The 14,920-nt window shown below is 58.9% G+C and carries 18 protein-coding genes; 10 read left to right on the forward strand and 8 right to left on the reverse strand.

Annotated elements, in window-relative coordinates; translation table 11 throughout:
• Nucleotides 1-23: 23 nt before the first annotated feature.
• From N7D90_RS16420 to N7D90_RS16440, 5 genes are all read left to right on the forward strand, one after another.
• Complete coding sequence (locus tag N7D90_RS16420; RefSeq protein WP_261738995.1) at nucleotides 24-380, forward strand: 4a-hydroxytetrahydrobiopterin dehydratase; 357 nt, start codon at nucleotides 24-26, stop codon at nucleotides 378-380.
• Nucleotides 380-1,576, forward strand: coding sequence for an amino acid aminotransferase (locus N7D90_RS16425; RefSeq protein WP_261738996.1), 1,197 nt, complete (start codon nucleotides 380-382; stop codon nucleotides 1,574-1,576). The genes N7D90_RS16420 and N7D90_RS16425 overlap by 1 nt, the downstream gene beginning before the upstream one ends.
• Nucleotides 1,577-1,881: 305 nt before the next feature.
• A complete protein-coding gene (locus N7D90_RS16430; protein WP_261738997.1) occupies nucleotides 1,882-2,013 on the forward strand; it encodes a hypothetical protein in 132 nt (43 codons plus the stop codon).
• A gap of 88 nt (nucleotides 2,014-2,101) precedes the next feature.
• Complete coding sequence (locus tag N7D90_RS16435) at nucleotides 2,102-2,278, forward strand: hypothetical protein (RefSeq protein WP_261738998.1); 177 nt, start codon at nucleotides 2,102-2,104, stop codon at nucleotides 2,276-2,278.
• A 35-nt stretch (nucleotides 2,279-2,313) separates the two neighbouring features.
• Nucleotides 2,314-3,501, forward strand: a complete 1,188-nt coding sequence (locus tag N7D90_RS16440) for an MFS transporter (RefSeq protein WP_261738999.1) — start codon at nucleotides 2,314-2,316, stop codon at nucleotides 3,499-3,501.
• A gap of 24 nt (nucleotides 3,502-3,525) precedes the next feature.
• On the opposite strand, the gene arfB is transcribed toward N7D90_RS16440, so the two are convergent.
• The 8 genes from arfB to N7D90_RS16480 form a co-directional block, all read right to left on the reverse strand.
• Nucleotides 3,526-3,939: an alternative ribosome rescue aminoacyl-tRNA hydrolase ArfB gene (arfB, locus tag N7D90_RS16445; protein ID WP_261739000.1), complete on the reverse strand. Its 414-nt coding sequence runs from the start codon at nucleotides 3,937-3,939 to the stop codon at nucleotides 3,526-3,528.
• A gap of 90 nt (nucleotides 3,940-4,029) precedes the next feature.
• The gene (locus tag N7D90_RS16450; RefSeq protein WP_261739001.1) at nucleotides 4,030-5,448 is read right to left on the reverse strand and encodes an amino acid permease; all 1,419 of its coding nucleotides are present in this window, start codon (nucleotides 5,446-5,448) and stop codon (nucleotides 4,030-4,032) included.
• Between the two features lie 726 nt (nucleotides 5,449-6,174).
• A complete protein-coding gene (gene rluB, locus N7D90_RS16455; RefSeq protein WP_261739002.1) occupies nucleotides 6,175-7,371 on the reverse strand; it encodes a 23S rRNA pseudouridine(2605) synthase RluB in 1,197 nt (398 codons plus the stop codon).
• 144 nt (nucleotides 7,372-7,515) lie between these two features.
• Complete coding sequence (locus N7D90_RS16460) at nucleotides 7,516-7,707, reverse strand: DUF1289 domain-containing protein (RefSeq protein ID WP_261739003.1); 192 nt, start codon at nucleotides 7,705-7,707, stop codon at nucleotides 7,516-7,518.
• Nucleotides 7,708-7,828: 121 nt separating this feature from the next.
• Nucleotides 7,829-8,767 (reverse strand): SMC-Scp complex subunit ScpB, encoded by a 939-nt coding sequence (gene scpB, locus N7D90_RS16465; RefSeq protein WP_261739004.1) that lies wholly within the window; start codon nucleotides 8,765-8,767, stop codon nucleotides 7,829-7,831.
• 12 nt (nucleotides 8,768-8,779) lie between these two features.
• Nucleotides 8,780-9,478, reverse strand: coding sequence for a segregation and condensation protein A (locus N7D90_RS16470; protein WP_261742464.1), 699 nt, complete (start codon nucleotides 9,476-9,478; stop codon nucleotides 8,780-8,782).
• A 128-nt stretch (nucleotides 9,479-9,606) separates the two neighbouring features.
• Nucleotides 9,607-10,239: an L-threonylcarbamoyladenylate synthase gene (locus tag N7D90_RS16475; protein ID WP_261739005.1), complete on the reverse strand. Its 633-nt coding sequence runs from the start codon at nucleotides 10,237-10,239 to the stop codon at nucleotides 9,607-9,609.
• Between the two features lie 13 nt (nucleotides 10,240-10,252).
• Nucleotides 10,253-11,116, reverse strand: coding sequence for a PHP domain-containing protein (locus N7D90_RS16480; protein WP_261739006.1), 864 nt, complete (start codon nucleotides 11,114-11,116; stop codon nucleotides 10,253-10,255).
• Between the two features lie 84 nt (nucleotides 11,117-11,200).
• Between N7D90_RS16480 and N7D90_RS16485 the strand changes: the two genes are divergently transcribed.
• From N7D90_RS16485 to N7D90_RS16505, 5 genes are all read left to right on the forward strand, one after another.
• Nucleotides 11,201-11,797, forward strand: coding sequence for a septation protein A (locus N7D90_RS16485; RefSeq protein ID WP_261739007.1), 597 nt, complete (start codon nucleotides 11,201-11,203; stop codon nucleotides 11,795-11,797).
• A gap of 1 nt (nucleotide 11,798) precedes the next feature.
• On the forward strand, nucleotides 11,799-12,098 hold the full coding sequence (locus N7D90_RS16490) for a YciI family protein (RefSeq protein WP_261739008.1): 300 nt from the start codon (nucleotides 11,799-11,801) through the stop codon (nucleotides 12,096-12,098).
• Between the two features lie 60 nt (nucleotides 12,099-12,158).
• Nucleotides 12,159-12,836 carry a response regulator transcription factor gene (locus N7D90_RS16495; RefSeq protein ID WP_261739009.1) on the forward strand — a complete coding sequence of 226 codons (678 nt, stop codon included), beginning with the start codon at nucleotides 12,159-12,161 and terminating at the stop codon, nucleotides 12,834-12,836.
• 227 nt (nucleotides 12,837-13,063) lie between these two features.
• Nucleotides 13,064-13,492, forward strand: coding sequence for a Spy/CpxP family protein refolding chaperone (locus N7D90_RS16500; protein WP_261739010.1), 429 nt, complete (start codon nucleotides 13,064-13,066; stop codon nucleotides 13,490-13,492).
• A gap of 78 nt (nucleotides 13,493-13,570) precedes the next feature.
• Nucleotides 13,571-14,905, forward strand: coding sequence for a sensor histidine kinase (locus N7D90_RS16505; RefSeq protein ID WP_261739011.1), 1,335 nt, complete (start codon nucleotides 13,571-13,573; stop codon nucleotides 14,903-14,905).
• Nucleotides 14,906-14,920: the final 15 nt, after the last annotated feature.

Here is a 14,920-nt window from a genome sequence, read left to right on the forward strand (position 1 = left end):
AAAACCGAATTCAGGAATCCACCATGAACGCACTGAACCAAGCCCACTGCGAAGCCTGCCGCGCCGATGCTCCACAGGTCAGCGACGAAGAACTGCCGATGCTGATCAAACAGATCCCCGACTGGAACATCGAAGTTCGCGACGGCGTCATGCAGCTGGAAAAGGTCTTTCTGTTCAAGAATTTCAAGTTCGCACTGGACTTTACCAATGCCGTGGGCGAAATCGCTGAGGCTGAAGGCCATCACCCAGGCCTGCTGACCGAGTGGGGCTCGGTCACCGTGACCTGGTGGAGCCACTCGATCAAAGGCCTGCACCGCAACGACTTCATCATGGCCGCGCGCACTGACGAAGTTGCAAAAACCGCCGAAGGCCGCAAGTAATGCACTTTGCCGCTATTGGTCGGGTACCGGGCGACCCGATTCTTGGTTTGATGGACGCCTACCAGCAGGACAACAACCCCGACAAGTTCGACTTGGGCGTGGGCGTCTATAAAGACGCCAATGGCCTGACGCCGATCTTGCAATCGGTCAAACAGGCCGAACAGCGCCTGGTAGACCAGCAGCAGACCAAAACCTATATCGGCGGTCATGGCGACAGCCGTTTCGGGCAACTGATCAGCGAACTGGTACTGGGTGAGGACTCGCCTCTGCTGGCGGGCAAACGTGCAGGCGCCACGCAGACTCCGGGTGGCACCGGCGCGTTGCGCCTGAGCGCCGACTTTATCGCACAATGCCTGCCGGGCCGCGGCATCTGGCTGAGCGATCCGACCTGGCCGATCCATGAAACCATCTTTGCCGCTGCCGGGCTGAAGATCAGCCACTACCCGTACGTGGGCAGCGACAACAAGCTCAACGTTGCTGCGATGCTCGAAGCGCTGGAACACGCGCCAAAAGGCGATGTGGTGCTGCTGCACGCTTGCTGCCACAACCCGACCGGGTTCGACCTGTCCCAGGCTGACTGGCTGCAGGTACTGGACGTAGTACGCCGCCGCGAACTGTTGCCGTTGATCGACTTCGCCTACCAAGGCTTCGGCGATGGACTGGAAGCAGATGCCTGGTCGACTCGCCTGTTTGCCCGTGAGCTGCCGGAAGTCCTGATCACCAGCTCGTGCTCGAAGAACTTCGGCCTGTATCGCGAACGTGTCGGCGCCTTGATTGTGTGTGCCCATGATGCCGAAAAGCTGACGGACATCCGCAGCCAGTTGGCTTATCTGGCGCGCAACCTGTGGTCCAACCCGCCGGATCACGGCGCGGCAGTGGTGGCGACGATCCTCGGCGATGCACAGCTCAAAAGCGTGTGGATCGAAGAAGTGGAAGCCATGCGCAGCCGGATCGCGCAATTGCGCAGCGGTCTGGTAGAAGCACTGACGCCATTCGGGCTGGCTGAGCACTTCGCGCATATTAATCAGCAGCGCGGGATGTTTTCGTACACCGGCCTGACTCAGGAGCAAGTCCAGTTGTTGCGCGAGAAACACAGCGTGTACATGGTCGGTTCCGGTCGCGCCAACATGGCGGGAGTAGACGGCACCCGCCTGAGCCTGCTGGCCAAGGCAATTGCGCAGGTGTGTACTCACTGACTTTCGACACATCTGAAATCCGTAGCAGCTGACGAAGGAATGAGGCTGCGTCCGGCTGCGCAGCAGTCGCAAAACCATTGAGCCTTGGTGTTTCAGATACATCGAGTTCACCGGGTTTACGTCGACTGCGTCGCCGGACGCAGCCTCGTTCCTTCGGCAGCTGCTACGGGGATTTTGCTTGCCTTGTAGCCGCCGCATGAAAAACTCGATACAAATCCCCCCAGACGCAATAAAAAGACAAATTGTCACACTTCGTCCTGTATCCTTAGCAAGCTACTTAAACACACCTTGCGAGGAGCGCGACGATGCACGAGATCCCAAACCTCCCCTTCCCAAGCCTGCATGAAACCCAGCAGCCAATCCCGCAACACACCAGTGGCGAAAACTCCGCACTGGACGAGGCTTCAGAAAGCCTCCAGGCCGACAGCGAAGACTGACGGTTCGCAATCAGACGGTGCGAAAAGCATCTGGTTTTTCACACCGTCTGACACAATCGCTCCACCCTCCCCTATTCCGGATTCAAGCGTGACTGACAATTTCAGCGAAACCCAAGCCAGCGTTTTGATCGGCACCGCCGAAAAAATGATCGACCTCTGGGAACGCCTAAGCCCCGAAAAACAAGCAACCTTGCTCAAGCGTTTCGGCACCCAGGAAAATGCACTGGCGGCTTTAATCGCGACACAATTGGTTGCACCGTTGTAATCTGCCCCAACCGCTCCCCGCAGGACCCCTACCCCATGCCTGAAACACAGCGCCCTATGGCAATCACACTGCAAGTGGTTTCCATTGTTCTGTTTACCTTTATCGGCTATCTGAATATCGGCATTCCGCTGGCCGTACTGCCCGGTTACGTACACAACCACCTCGGCTACGGCACCGTAATCGCCGGGCTGGTGATCAGCGTGCAGTATTTGGCCACCCTGCTGAGCCGCCCGTACGCCAGCCGCATCATTGACACCCGGGGCAGCAAGCGCGCCGTGATGATTGGCTTGGCTGGCTGCGGCCTGAGCGGCGTGTTTATGCTGGTGTCCACCTGGCTGACGAGCATGCCGGCCTGGAGCCTTGCCAGCCTGTTGATCGGCAGGCTGGTGCTGGGCAGCGCGGAAAGCCTGGTGGGTTCCGGCTCCATCGGCTGGGGCATTGGCCGGGTTGGCGCACAGAATACCGCCAAGGTGATTTCCTGGAACGGCATCGCCAGTTACGGCGCGATTGCTATTGGCGCGCCATTGGGCGTGGTGATGGTCGGCCATCTGGGCATGTGGAGCCTGGGGGCAAGCATCATTGCCCTGGGAGCCCTGGGCGTGTTGCTGGCCTGGCCAAAACTGGCCGCGCCCATTGTCAGCGGTGTGCGCTTGCCGTTCCTGCATGTGCTGGGGCGAGTGCTGCCCCACGGCACCGGGCTGGCCCTGGGCTCGATCGGCTTTGGCACCATCGCGACCTTTATCACCCTGTACTACGCAACTAATCACTGGGAAAACGCAGTACTGTGCCTGAGCTTGTTTGGCGCCAGCTTTATTGGCGCACGGCTGATATTCGGCAACTTTATCAACCGTATCGGCGGCTTTCGGGTGGCGATTGCCTGCCTGAGCGTCGAGACCCTGGGCCTGCTGTTGCTGTGGTTGGCGCCGAACCCGGAACTGGCGCTGGCGGGCGCGGCCTTGAGTGGCTTCGGCTTCTCACTGGTGTTCCCGGCACTGGGGGTTGAAGCGGTCAACCTGGTGCCCGCCTCCAGCCGTGGTGCAGCGGTGGGCGCGTACTCGCTGTTTATAGACCTGTCACTGGGCATCACCGGGCCGCTGGTGGGCGCCGTAGCCGCAGGCTTTGGCTTTGCTTCGATCTTTCTGTTTGCGGCACTGGCGGCGCTCAGCGGGTTGTTGCTCAGTGTGTATCTGTATCGCCAGGCGCAGAGAGCGAGAGTCACTTAATGCCTTTGGGGATTGGGGGACTCTCTAGAAGTCCACCTTGCCCCGCCCAGCCTTGATGCTGCCGCGCTTGGTCTTGGATTCCAGGCGACGCTTTTTCGAACCCAGGGTCGGCTTGGTCGGGCGGCGTTTTTTCTCGACCTTGGTCGCGCTGACGATCAACTCGACCAAACGCTCCAGTGCATCGGCCCGGTTCTGCTCCTGGGTGCGATATTGCTGGGCCTTGAGAATCAGCACACCATCACTGGTGATCCGGCTGTCACGCAGCGCCAGCAGCCGCTCCTTGTAAAACGGCGGCAGCGACGAATTAACGATATCGAAGCGCAAGTGCATGGCGCTTGAGACTTTATTGACGTTCTGCCCGCCCGCTCCCTGGGCACGGATTGCCGTCAGCTCGATCTCGGCATCAGGGATATGCACGTTGTTGGAAATTACCAGCATCAAAAATGGGTCCGTCTTCAGGGCGTGCAGGATACCCCACAAACAACAAACCCGGCGCAATGGCCGGGTTTGTTGATTTCAGCGCTCAGCTTATTTGGCTGAACTGTAAGCCGCTGTTGATGCTTGCAGCGCACGCTTGTTCTTGATCAGGAAGCACATCCACATAAAGGCCACCCATACCGGAATCGCGTAGACCGACACACGAATCCCCGGGATCAACAACATGATCACCAGAATAAACGCCACGAATGCCAGGCAAACGTAGTTGCCATACGGATACCACAGCGCCTTGAACAGCGGCGCTTGCGCTGTTTTGTCCATGTGCTGGCGGAACTTGAGGTGCGAGTAGCTGATCATCGCCCAGTTGATCACCAGCGTGGCCACTACCAACGACATCAGCAGTTCCAGCGCATCGTGCGGCATCAGGTAGTTGAGCAGAACTGCAATCACCGTGACCGCAGCCGAGGCCAGGATCGAGTTGACCGGCACACCGCGCTTGTCGATTTTAGCCAGCACTTTCGGGGCATCGCCCTGTTGCGCCATACCCAGCAACATGCGGCTGTTGCAGTAAGTACCGCTGTTGTACACCGACAACGCCGCGGTCAGGACCACAAAGTTGAGGATATGCGCAGCGGTGTTGCTGCCCAGCATCGAGAACACTTGCACGAACGGGCTGCTGCTGTAGCTATCGCCACCGGCATTGAGGGTTTCAAGCAACGAGTCCCACGGGGTCAGCGACAGCAGGACCACCAGGGCACCGATGTAGAAAATCAGGATCCGGTAGATCACCTGATTGATTGCCTTGGGGATCACGGTGCGTGGCTTGTCGGCTTCTGCGGCGGTGAAGCCAAGCATTTCCAGACCACCGAAGGAGAACATGATAAAGGCCATGGCCATGATCAGACCGGTCGTCCCGTTGGGGAAAAAGCCGCCATGCTCCCACAGGTTGCTGACCGATGCCTGAGGACCACCGGTGCCGCTGACCAGCAGATAGCTGCCCAGAGCAATCATGCCAACAATCGCCACAACCTTGATGATCGCAAACCAGAATTCGGCCTCGCCAAACACTTTGACGTTGGTCAGGTTAATCAGGTTGATCAGGACGAAAAAGGCAGCTGCCGAGGCCCAGGTCGGGATCTCCGGCCACCAGTAGTGCACGTATTTACCGACAGCGGTCAGTTCTGACATACCCACCAGGATGTACAGCACCCAGCAGTTCCAGCCCGACATGAAACCGGCAAAGCCGCCCCAATACTTATGCGCAAAGTGGCTAAAAGAACCGGCTACCGGCTCTTCGACGATCATTTCGCCGAGCTGGCGCATGATCATGAAGGCGATAAAGCCGCAGATCGCATAACCCAGAATCATTGACGGGCCGGCCGATTTCAGCACCCCGGCCGAACCGAGGAACAGGCCAGTACCAATCGCGCCACCGAGGGCTATCAGTTGGATATGACGATTTTTCAGGCCGCGTTTAAGCTCGCCCGAATGCGAGGTATTTCCACTCATTGAAAAGGTCCCACACAAGGTTTGATGTGATTCAGTGCGTTGTAACTTGAGCACCAGAGGCAGTGATCGAAGGGTCTACAACACAAATCAAACCCCAGCGCAGACGCCAGGAATCCAAGGTTGTTTCACGAGTCATGCGTCACCTGTTTGTTTTTATCTGTGACGGAATCGAACCCGCAACGCTTGTGGCATTGCGGAATTAACAAGGCGGATAGCCTTGATGTTTTGGCCAATCGGCATATCACCGAGTGGCACAAAATGCGCGGGTACGCAATTGAGTCACAGTTAAAACGCGGCGCATTGTACACCCGCACGAAGGCAAGATCCCATCACACAGCTGATTGCAAGACGAAACAAGCCGCCATTCGGGCAGGAAGTGTCCTAAATCTATAAAACTCGGAAGATTTTCATTACAGAGAGCGGTTTTTAGCGGTTTAAGGTCAGTAAGTGGTTGAATTCGTATGGATTTATTGACGGACTGTAACGATTATTTGCCACTCAGATTTTTAACCGTAGCAGCTGCCGAAGGAACGAGGCTGCGTTCGGCGGCGCAGCCGTCGTAAATCCTGACATCCGGATTTGACTGGCACACCGAGCAATCTGATTTTGCGACGACTACGTCGCCGAACGCAGCCTCGTTCCTTCGGCAGCTGCTACAGGGCTTTTTTCAGGCATAAAAAAACGCCAGCCCCTGGGGGCTGGCGTTCTTTTTAGCGCGCTACAAGCTTACTGCGGCTTGCGGCGACCGAAGCCCGGGCGCTGGCCCGAACCGGCCGGGGCGCCACGGCGCTTGCCCGACGGTGCATCGTCAACCAGCTTGGGGCCTGAACGGCTCGGCTTGGTTGGACGCTTGTTAACTTCGCTCGGACGCTCAGCGACTGGTGCACCACGACCCGCTGGCACACGGTCAGTACGACCTGCCGGCTTGCGTGCCGGACGAGCAGCCTCTTCGCGAGCAGGACGCGCAGGACGCTCGCCTTCGATGTGCGGCTGGCGCGCAGGGCGCGGAGCCAACGGAGCACCTTCGGCCGGGCGCAGAGTGCGTGCAACACGATCAGTACGCGCCACAGGACGCGAAGATTTACGCTGCATACGCTCAAGCTTGTCTTTGCTCTTGGCGTTCATTTGCGGCATGGCAACTGGCGTCAAGCCAACTTCAGCGCTGAGGATATCGACCTCAAACTGGCTCATTTCGCGCCAGCGACCCATTGGCAGGTCGGAGTTGAGGAACACCGGACCGAAACGCACGCGCTTCAGACGGCTGACCACCAGGCCCTGGGATTCCCACAGGCGACGTACTTCACGGTTACGGCCTTCCATCACTACACAGTGGTACCAATGGTTGAAGCCTTCGCCGCCCGGAGCCTGCTTGATGTCGGTGAAACGCGCCGGGCCGTCTTCCAGCACAACGCCGGCCTTGAGGCGCTCGATCATCTCGTCGTCCACTTCGCCACGTACACGTACCGCGTATTCACGGTCCATTTCGTAGGAAGGGTGCATCAGGCGGTTAGCCAATTCACCGTCAGTGGTGAACATCAGCAAGCCGGTGGTGTTGATGTCCAGACGGCCGATGTTGATCCAGCGGCCTTCTTTTGGACGCGGCAGTTTGTCGAACACGGTCGGACGGCCTTCAGGGTCGTCACGGGTGCAGATTTCGCCGTCGGGTTTGTTGTACATGATCACGCGGCGAACCGATTCGGCTGCCTCTTCACGCTTGATCACCTTGCCATCGATGGAGATGGCGTCATGCAGGTCTACGCGCAGACCCAGGGTTGCATCCTTGCCATTGACCTTGATCCGGCCTTGGCTGATCCAACTCTCTACGTCGCGACGCGAGCCAACGCCAATACGGGCGAGGACTTTTTGCAGTTTTTCGCCTGCTGGGCCAATTTCCTGGCTGTCTTTAGGGTCTAGATCACTCATCTGGGCACCTCCCGGTGTGTCAATTCAGGCGAGCGCCTGAAGTGTTAAAAATGGGCCTTGGAGCTCTATAGAGCCCCAGAGGGTCGCGAATCATACGCTGATGTTGGCCATTGCGCATCAAAGCCTAGTCACGAAGTGGGTTTCCTACTTCTTTTTCCGCCGACCGGTGGCCTCAAGCGCCAGCAAACGCAGGGCCGACTCGGCCAGCACCGCACGTTTTTCATCCTTGCCGAGTTTCTTCCAGCCTTTGATTTCAGCTTTGGTGCGCCCGCAACCGATGCAAATGTCATCGGTAAACTTGCAGACACTGATGCAGGGGTCCTTGGGTGAACTCATGGATATACCTCAATTGCTTTTTTGTGGGAGCGAGCCTGCTCGCGATGGGATCGCTACGTCAGTCACAGATACACCTCGCCGCTCAAATCGCGAGCAGGCTCGCTCCCACAGAGGTTTTGCGTCAGTCGTCCAGCTCGCGGCGTTCCTGTTCGATGGCTTCGGCTAGCGCCTGTGCCTCAAGCTCTTCATCGCTCAAGGCGGATCGCTGCTCAAGCGCAGCAACGGCTGCGCGCAAGCGCTCGCGGGCCAGTTCGGCCGCAGAGGGTTGCTGCGGTTGTGGTTGCGCCTCTATCTCTGGTTCCGGTTCTGGTTCTGGTTCTGGTTCCGGAACATCAATTGGCGCCGCGTCGCGCAACAAGTCATCAAAGTCGGTTTTAAGACCTTCTTCCATCGAGTCCAGTTCCGTCAGCAGGGTGCGGAAGCTGGTTTCGTCTTTCGGCTCTTCGGGCTCTGCACTTTCGTCAGCCAGGGCCTGAAGATGCGCAGGCACCGGGGCGTCGTCAAAATCGAGGATCGGATCTGGCTCCAGCTCGCGCAATTCGGCCAACGGCGGCAATTCGTCGAGGCTTTTGAGGTTGAAGTGGTCGAGAAAGCCCTTGGTGGTCGCGAACATCGCGGGCTTGCCCGGCACGTCGCGATACCCCACCACGCGAATCCACTCACGTTCAAGCAGGGTTTTGACGATATGGCTGTTCACCGCCACACCGCGCACATCTTCAATCTCGCCCCGGGTAATGGGCTGGCGATAGGCAATCAGCGCCATGGTTTCAAGCATGGCTCGCGAATAGCGCTGCGGGCGCTCTTCCCACAAGCGCCCGATCCAGGGTGAGAATTTCTCGCGGATCTGCAGGCGATAGCCCGAGGCCACCTCCTTGAGCTCAAACGCCCGGCCATCGCAGGATTTGCGCAACAGCTCCAGGGCCTTTTTGAACACCGGCGGTTCCGGGCGCTCGCCTTCTTCAAACAATTCAAACAGGCGCTCAAGGCTTTGCGGCTTTCCCGAGGCCAACAGAAAAGCCTCAAGCAAGGGGGCCAGCTCGCGGGGTTCAGTCAAATTCATGGTTTCAGCTCTTTATTCGGCTCTTGCCCGCACATGGATCGGCGCGAAGGATTCATTTTGCACCAATTCGATCAGCGACTCTTTGACCAGCTCAAGAACGGCCATAAACGTCACGACCACGCCCAACTTGCCTTCTTCGGCGGTAAACAGCTCGACAAACGGTACAAAACCGCCGCCCTTAAGGCGTTCGAGCACGTCGCTCATCCGTTCGCGGGTCGACAGAGCCTCACGGCTGACCTGGTGACTTTCAAACATGTCGGTGCGACGCAACACTTCAGCCATCGACATCAGCAGTTCTTCCAGCGCCACATCCGGCACCAGCTTGCGCGCCCGCGCCTCGGGCGCGTCGAGCTTGGGCACAAACACCTCGCGCCCTACCCGGCTCAGCCCCTCAATCCCTTCAGCAGCAGCCTTGAACCGCTCATATTGCTGCAGGCGGCGGATCAGTTCGGCCCGAGGGTCGCCCTCGTCCTCTTCGATTGCAACCGAGCGCGGCAACAACATGCGCGACTTGATCTCGGCCAGCATCGCAGCCATAACCAGGTATTCGGCAGCCAATTCCAGGCGAACGGTTTTCATCAACTCGACATATCCCATGTACTGGCGGGTAATTTCCGCCACTGGAATGTCGAGAATGTCGATGTTTTGCTTGCGGATCAGGTACAGCAGCAGGTCGAGCGGGCCTTCAAAAGCATCGAGAAAAACCTCCAGCGCATCCGGCGGGATGTACAGGTCTTGCGGCATTTCGATGACGGCCTGGCCATAGACCATAGCGAGCGACAGTTCTTGCTGGGCACCGGCCTGGGCCTCTACCGCCTCAGGAGCTTGAACGTCAGACATCAGGCCTCGACCATAAAGGGTTCAGGGTCGCCACAGCCCACGCGCACGATTTCGGGATCACCACTGTCCACCATACTGATCACGGTGGAGGCCTTGTTGCCGCCAAAACCGCCATCGATGATCAGGTCGACCTGTTTTTCCAGGGCGTCGCGGATCTCGTACGGGTCTTCCATCGGCTCGCTTTCGCCCGGCAGAATCAGGGTGACGCTCATCAGCGGCTCGCCCAACTCTTCAAGCAGCGCCAAGGCAATCGGATGGCTCGGCACCCGCAAACCAATGGTGCGGCGCTTGGGATGCAGCAGCAGGCGCGGTACTTCGCGGGTGGCGTTGAGAATAAAGGTGTAAGGCCCCGGCGTGTGCGCCTTGAGCAAACGGAAGGTGCCGGTGTCGACCTTGGCAAACAGCCCCAACTGAGAAAGGTCGCAGCACATCAGGGTAAAGTTGTGCTTGTCGTCCAGGTTACGCAAGCGCTTGATCCGTTCGATCGCGCCCTTGTCGCCCATCTGGCAACCCACGGCGTAGGACGAATCGGTGGGATAAATCACCACCCCACCCTTTTTGATGATGTCAACGGCCTGTTTGATCAGGCGCGGTTGTGGGTTTTCCGGATGAATCTGGAAAAATTGACTCACAGTGTTTACCTGTTCAGACGTTGGCTGTGGGTTGCTCATATTTGAATCGACACCACAATGGCGGTAGATCTTCCGGGATGGGACGGTACTCGCCGATCTCGGACCAACCTCCTGGGCCATGAAAATCACTGCCGGCACTGACCAGCAGACCGAACTCACGCGCAAGGATCGCCAAGCTGCCAACCTGTTCGGCTGGCTGATGCCCGTTGACCACTTCAATTGCGTGACCCCCAGCTTGAATATAGTCGCCAATCAGCCGTCGGCGCTTGCTACGCGTGAAATCATAGTGCGAAGGGTGCGCCAGGCTGACCCAAGCGCCCGCTGCTCGCAGGGTCGCGACGGTGTCTTCAAGGGTCGGCCAATGCAGTTTGACGTCGCCCAACTTGCCAGCACCCAGCCACTTGCGGAACGCTTCGGCGCGGTCCTTGACGTAGCCAGCCTCGACCAGGTAGTCGGCAAAGTGCGGCCGGGCCGGGGCGTTTCCACTGTCACCCAGGCCCTGCTGAATGGCTCGCGCGCCTTCAAGCGCACCGGGCATGCCTTTGAGCGCCAGCTTGCGGCTGATCTCCTCAGCCCGCAGCCAGCGGCCATCATGAAGTTTGGCAATCGCCTCGACCAACGCCGGAGCATTGACATCAAAACCATAGCCGAGCACATGAATCGTGGCCCCACCCCAGGTGCATGACAATTCAACGCCGTTGATCAGCGTCATGTTCAACGCCTGCGCCGCAGCGCGAGCTTCGTCAAGGCCTTCAAGTGTATCGTGATCGGTCAGGGCCAGGACTCGCACACCTTTCTCGAACGCACGCGCGACCAGTACCGCAGGCGCCAGGGCGCCATCGGAAGCTGTGCTATGGCAATGCAAGTCAATTTCCACGGGAATTTAATAACCTCTAGCTGACGCTTTCGCTGTCATTGATGTTTGTTATTATGCCGCTACATCCTGCTTCTGGCTGCCACTGTGAAACAATTCATCGACTTCATCCCGCTGTTACTGTTTTTCATCGTTTATAAAACCGATCCACGCATCGTCGAAATCGGCGGGCACAGCCTGTCGGTAGGGGGCATCTACAGCGCTACTGCAATGTTGATCGCCAGTTCGCTGGTGGTTTACGGGATTCTGTTTTTCAAGCAGCGCAAACTCGAAAAAAGCCAATGGCTGACCCTGGTTGCCTGCCTGCTGTTCGGTAGCCTTACCCTGGCTTTCCACAGCGAAACCTTCCTCAAGTGGAAAGCACCGGTGGTGAACTGGCTGTTCGCACTGGCGTTTGCCGGTAGTCATTTCATCGGCGACAAACTGCTGATCAAACGCATGATGGGGCACGCACTGAGCCTGCCGGATGCTGTATGGACCCGCCTGAACCTGGCCTGGATCGGGTTTTTCCTGTTCTGCGGCGCTGCCAACCTGTTCGTTGCGTTCACCTATCAAAGCATCTGGGTCGACTTTAAAGTGTTTGGTAGCCTGGGCATGACCGTGCTGTTCCTGATCGCCCAAGGTATCTACCTGTCGCGTCATCTGCATGACACCGACCCAACCACCCCCAAGACCAAGGACTGACATGCTCTACGCCATTATTGCAACAGACGTCGCCAACTCGCTCGAAGCTCGCCTGGCTGCCCGCCCCGCGCACCTTGAGCGTTTGCAACAGCTTAAAGCGGCAGGTCGCATCGTGCTGGCTGGCCCGCACCCGGCCATCGACAGCAATGATCCGGGCGCTGCCGGCTTTACCGGCAGCCTGGTGGTGGCCGAATTCGAGTCCCTGATCGACGCCCAGGCCTGGGCCGCGGCTGACCCCTTCGTTGCCGCTGGCGTGTATGCCAATGTCAGCGTCAAGCCGTTCAAGCAAGTCCTGCCGTAACCTGTATCTTTACCGGTGGTCGACGTAGACAACGTCGGCACCGGCTAAATCGAGTAAGTCATGAGCGACCTGTTACTGATAGATGATGACCAGGAGCTGTGTGAGCTGCTGGCCAGCTGGTTGAGCCAGGAAGGCTTCCAGGTTCGCGCTTGCCACGACGGTCTGAGTGCCCGCAAGGCGCTGACCGAATCCAGCCCCGATGCCGTGGTGCTGGATGTGATGCTTCCCGACGGCAGCGGCCTTGAGCTGCTCAAGCAACTACGCAACGACCACCCGGACCTGCCGGTGTTGATGCTGTCAGCCCGCGGCGAACCGCTGGACCGGATTCTGGGCCTGGAACTGGGCGCCGATGACTATCTGGCCAAACCGTGCGACCCCCGTGAGCTGACCGCCCGCCTGCGCGCGGTACTGCGCCGCAGCCATCCGGCCGCCGTCTCCACCCAGATCGAGCTGGGCGACCTGTGTTTCAGCCCGATGCGCGGCGTGGCCACCATCGACCAGCACGACATTACCCTGACTGTTTCTGAAAGCCGCATTCTCGAAGCCTTGTTGCGCCAACCGGGTGAGCCGCTGGATAAGCAGGAACTGGCGCAAATCGCCCTGGGTCGCAAGCTGACCCTGTACGATCGCAGCCTCGACATGCACGTCAGCAACCTGCGCAAAAAAATCGGCCCCCACCCCGATGGCAGCCCGCGCATCGTAGCGCTGCGCAGCCGCGGTTACTTTTACAGCGCCTGATTTATCCATGTAGCCGCTGCCGCGGGCTGCGATAGGTCCGGCTTCGAAAAGCGCAGCGCAGCCAGCGGCAGCGGCTACAGGACGTCCCCACACAGAGGACGTATATGTAAACCCGCTGCAAAACCCTCTTTACCAAAGCTTTACGCATGGCTGACAGCGCTTGACCTTGATCTCCCTAAACTGGGCGCATCCGGATTCACCGGAACCGTAATCGAAGGAGATACACCATGCGCAAGACTCTAATTGCTTTGATGTTTGCTGCAGCACTGCCAACCGTCGCAATGGCCATGCCTGGTGGCGATGGCTCGATGGGCCCACGTCACGGTGGTGAACACGGCCGCGGCGATGCCCCGTACAGCCAACTGGACCTGAGCCGCGAACAGCGCCAGCAAATCGGCAAGTTGATGGGCGAGCAAATGCATGATCGCAAGCAACTGGTCGAGAAGTACCTGGAAAAACTGCCAGCTGCCGATCAGAAAGCGCTGAAAGACGAGATGAAAGCCAAGCACGATAAAACCCAGAGCGATATCCGTGCCTTGCTCAAGCCTGATCAGCAAAAACGCTTCGACGAGATGCAAACGAAACGCGCCGAGCGTCAGGCTGAATGGAAGCAGTTCAAAGACTGGAAAGCACAGCAAGCTCCAAAAGCGCAATAATCCACGCGCACATCAAGCCCAACGGCCCTTGGCCGTTGGGCTTTACTCGTTTTAATCCATGACTCGTGAGGAATTACCGTGCGATCACTGTTTTGGCGCATTCTTGCCAGCTTCTGGCTGGCGATTGCCTTGGTCGCAGGGCTGTCGATCCTGCTGGGGCACATGCTCAATCAAGACGCCTGGATCCTCTCCCGTCACCCCGCAATTGCCAATCTGGCGCAACAATGGACGGAGCGCTACGAAACCCAAGGCGCCGATGCGGCGCAAGAATTCCTCGAAAAACGCAAACGTCGCTATCACATCGATGTGCAAGTGCTGAACGAAAGTGGCGACCCCGTGGTACGCGGCACCTTCCCCCGACGCGCAGCTGCCTGGGAAGCCCGCCAGAATCCGGGCCAGGAGGAACTGCCGTGGCGCCGCCTGACCGTCGAATACACCAGCCCCACAACTGCTGAAACCTATCTGCTGATTTATCGCATTCCACACCCGGAACTGGATGCCTGGCATCGCCAAAGCCTGATCTGGCCACTGAGTGCGCTGGGCATTGCGCTGGTGGTACTGACGCTGTTCAGCCTGCTGGTTACGCTGTCGATCACCCGCCCACTGAGCCGCCTGCGCGTGGCAGTGGATGATCTGGGGCAAACCACCTATCAGCAGAACAGCCTGGCGCGACTGGCTTCACGACGTGATGAGTTTGGCGTGCTGGCCACCGACTTCAACCGCATGGGCGCCCGCCTGCAGAGCCTGATCAGCAGCCAGCGCCAATTGCTGCGCGACGTGTCCCACGAACTGCGCTCGCCGCTGGCACGGCTGCGCATCGCCTTGGCCCTGGCCGAACGCGCCGGGCCCGAGGAGCGTGAAAAGCTGTGGCCGCGCCTGACCCGCGAGTGCGACCGACTGGAGTCGTTGATCAGCGAAATTCTGGCCCTGGCCAGGGTTGATGCCGATCAGGCCAGTGCGGAACCCGTCGAACTGAATGCCCTGCTCAGTGCGGTGCAAAAAGACGCTTCGATGGCGGCCCCCGAGCAGCCGGTGCACCTGCATGACGAGCCGGGGTTGAACCTCAACGGCTGGCCGACGATGATCGAACGTGCAGTGGATAACCTGCTGCGCAACGCGCAGCGCTTCAACCCGCCCGGCCAGCCGATTGAGCTGAGCGCCGGCCGCGAAGGCGAGCACATCACCATCAAGGTTCGCGACCATGGGCCCGGAGTTGCTGAGGAGTACCTGACGCAATTGGGCGAACCATTCTTCCGCGCTCCCGGTCAGACAGCGGCCGGGCACGGGCTGGGACTGGCAATTGCACGCCGTGCGGCAGAACGCCATGGCGGGCGGCTGGTGCTGAGCAATCACCCGGATGGCGGGTTTGTTGCCACTCTGGAGTTGCCGCTGGAGCCGAACGGCAATCTGTAAAGCTCTGTAACGTTC

This window comes from Pseudomonas fragi (assembly GCF_025426255.1).
Taxonomy (GTDB): domain Bacteria; phylum Pseudomonadota; class Gammaproteobacteria; order Pseudomonadales; family Pseudomonadaceae; genus Aquipseudomonas; species Aquipseudomonas kulmbachensis.

Coding starts and splice junctions, on each gene's coding strand:
- N7D90_RS16420 (WP_261738995.1), top strand. CDS start 24: ATGAACGCACTGAACCAAGCCCACTGCGAAGCCTGCCGCGCCGATGCT.
- N7D90_RS16425 (WP_261738996.1), top strand. CDS start 380: ATGCACTTTGCCGCTATTGGTCGGGTACCGGGCGACCCGATTCTTGGT.
- N7D90_RS16430 (WP_261738997.1), top strand. CDS start 1,882: ATGCACGAGATCCCAAACCTCCCCTTCCCAAGCCTGCATGAAACCCAG.
- N7D90_RS16440 (WP_261738999.1), top strand. CDS start 2,314: ATGCCTGAAACACAGCGCCCTATGGCAATCACACTGCAAGTGGTTTCC.
- arfB (WP_261739000.1), bottom strand. CDS start 3,939: ATGCTGGTAATTTCCAACAACGTGCATATCCCTGATGCCGAGATCGAG.
- N7D90_RS16450 (WP_261739001.1), bottom strand. CDS start 5,448: ATGAGTGGAAATACCTCGCATTCGGGCGAGCTTAAACGCGGCCTGAAA.
- rluB (WP_261739002.1), bottom strand. CDS start 7,371: ATGAGTGATCTAGACCCTAAAGACAGCCAGGAAATTGGCCCAGCAGGC.
- N7D90_RS16460 (WP_261739003.1), bottom strand. CDS start 7,707: ATGAGTTCACCCAAGGACCCCTGCATCAGTGTCTGCAAGTTTACCGAT.
- scpB (WP_261739004.1), bottom strand. CDS start 8,767: ATGAATTTGACTGAACCCCGCGAGCTGGCCCCCTTGCTTGAGGCTTTT.
- N7D90_RS16490 (WP_261739008.1), top strand. CDS start 11,799: ATGCTCTACGCCATTATTGCAACAGACGTCGCCAACTCGCTCGAAGCT.
- N7D90_RS16495 (WP_261739009.1), top strand. CDS start 12,159: ATGAGCGACCTGTTACTGATAGATGATGACCAGGAGCTGTGTGAGCTG.
- N7D90_RS16500 (WP_261739010.1), top strand. CDS start 13,064: ATGCGCAAGACTCTAATTGCTTTGATGTTTGCTGCAGCACTGCCAACC.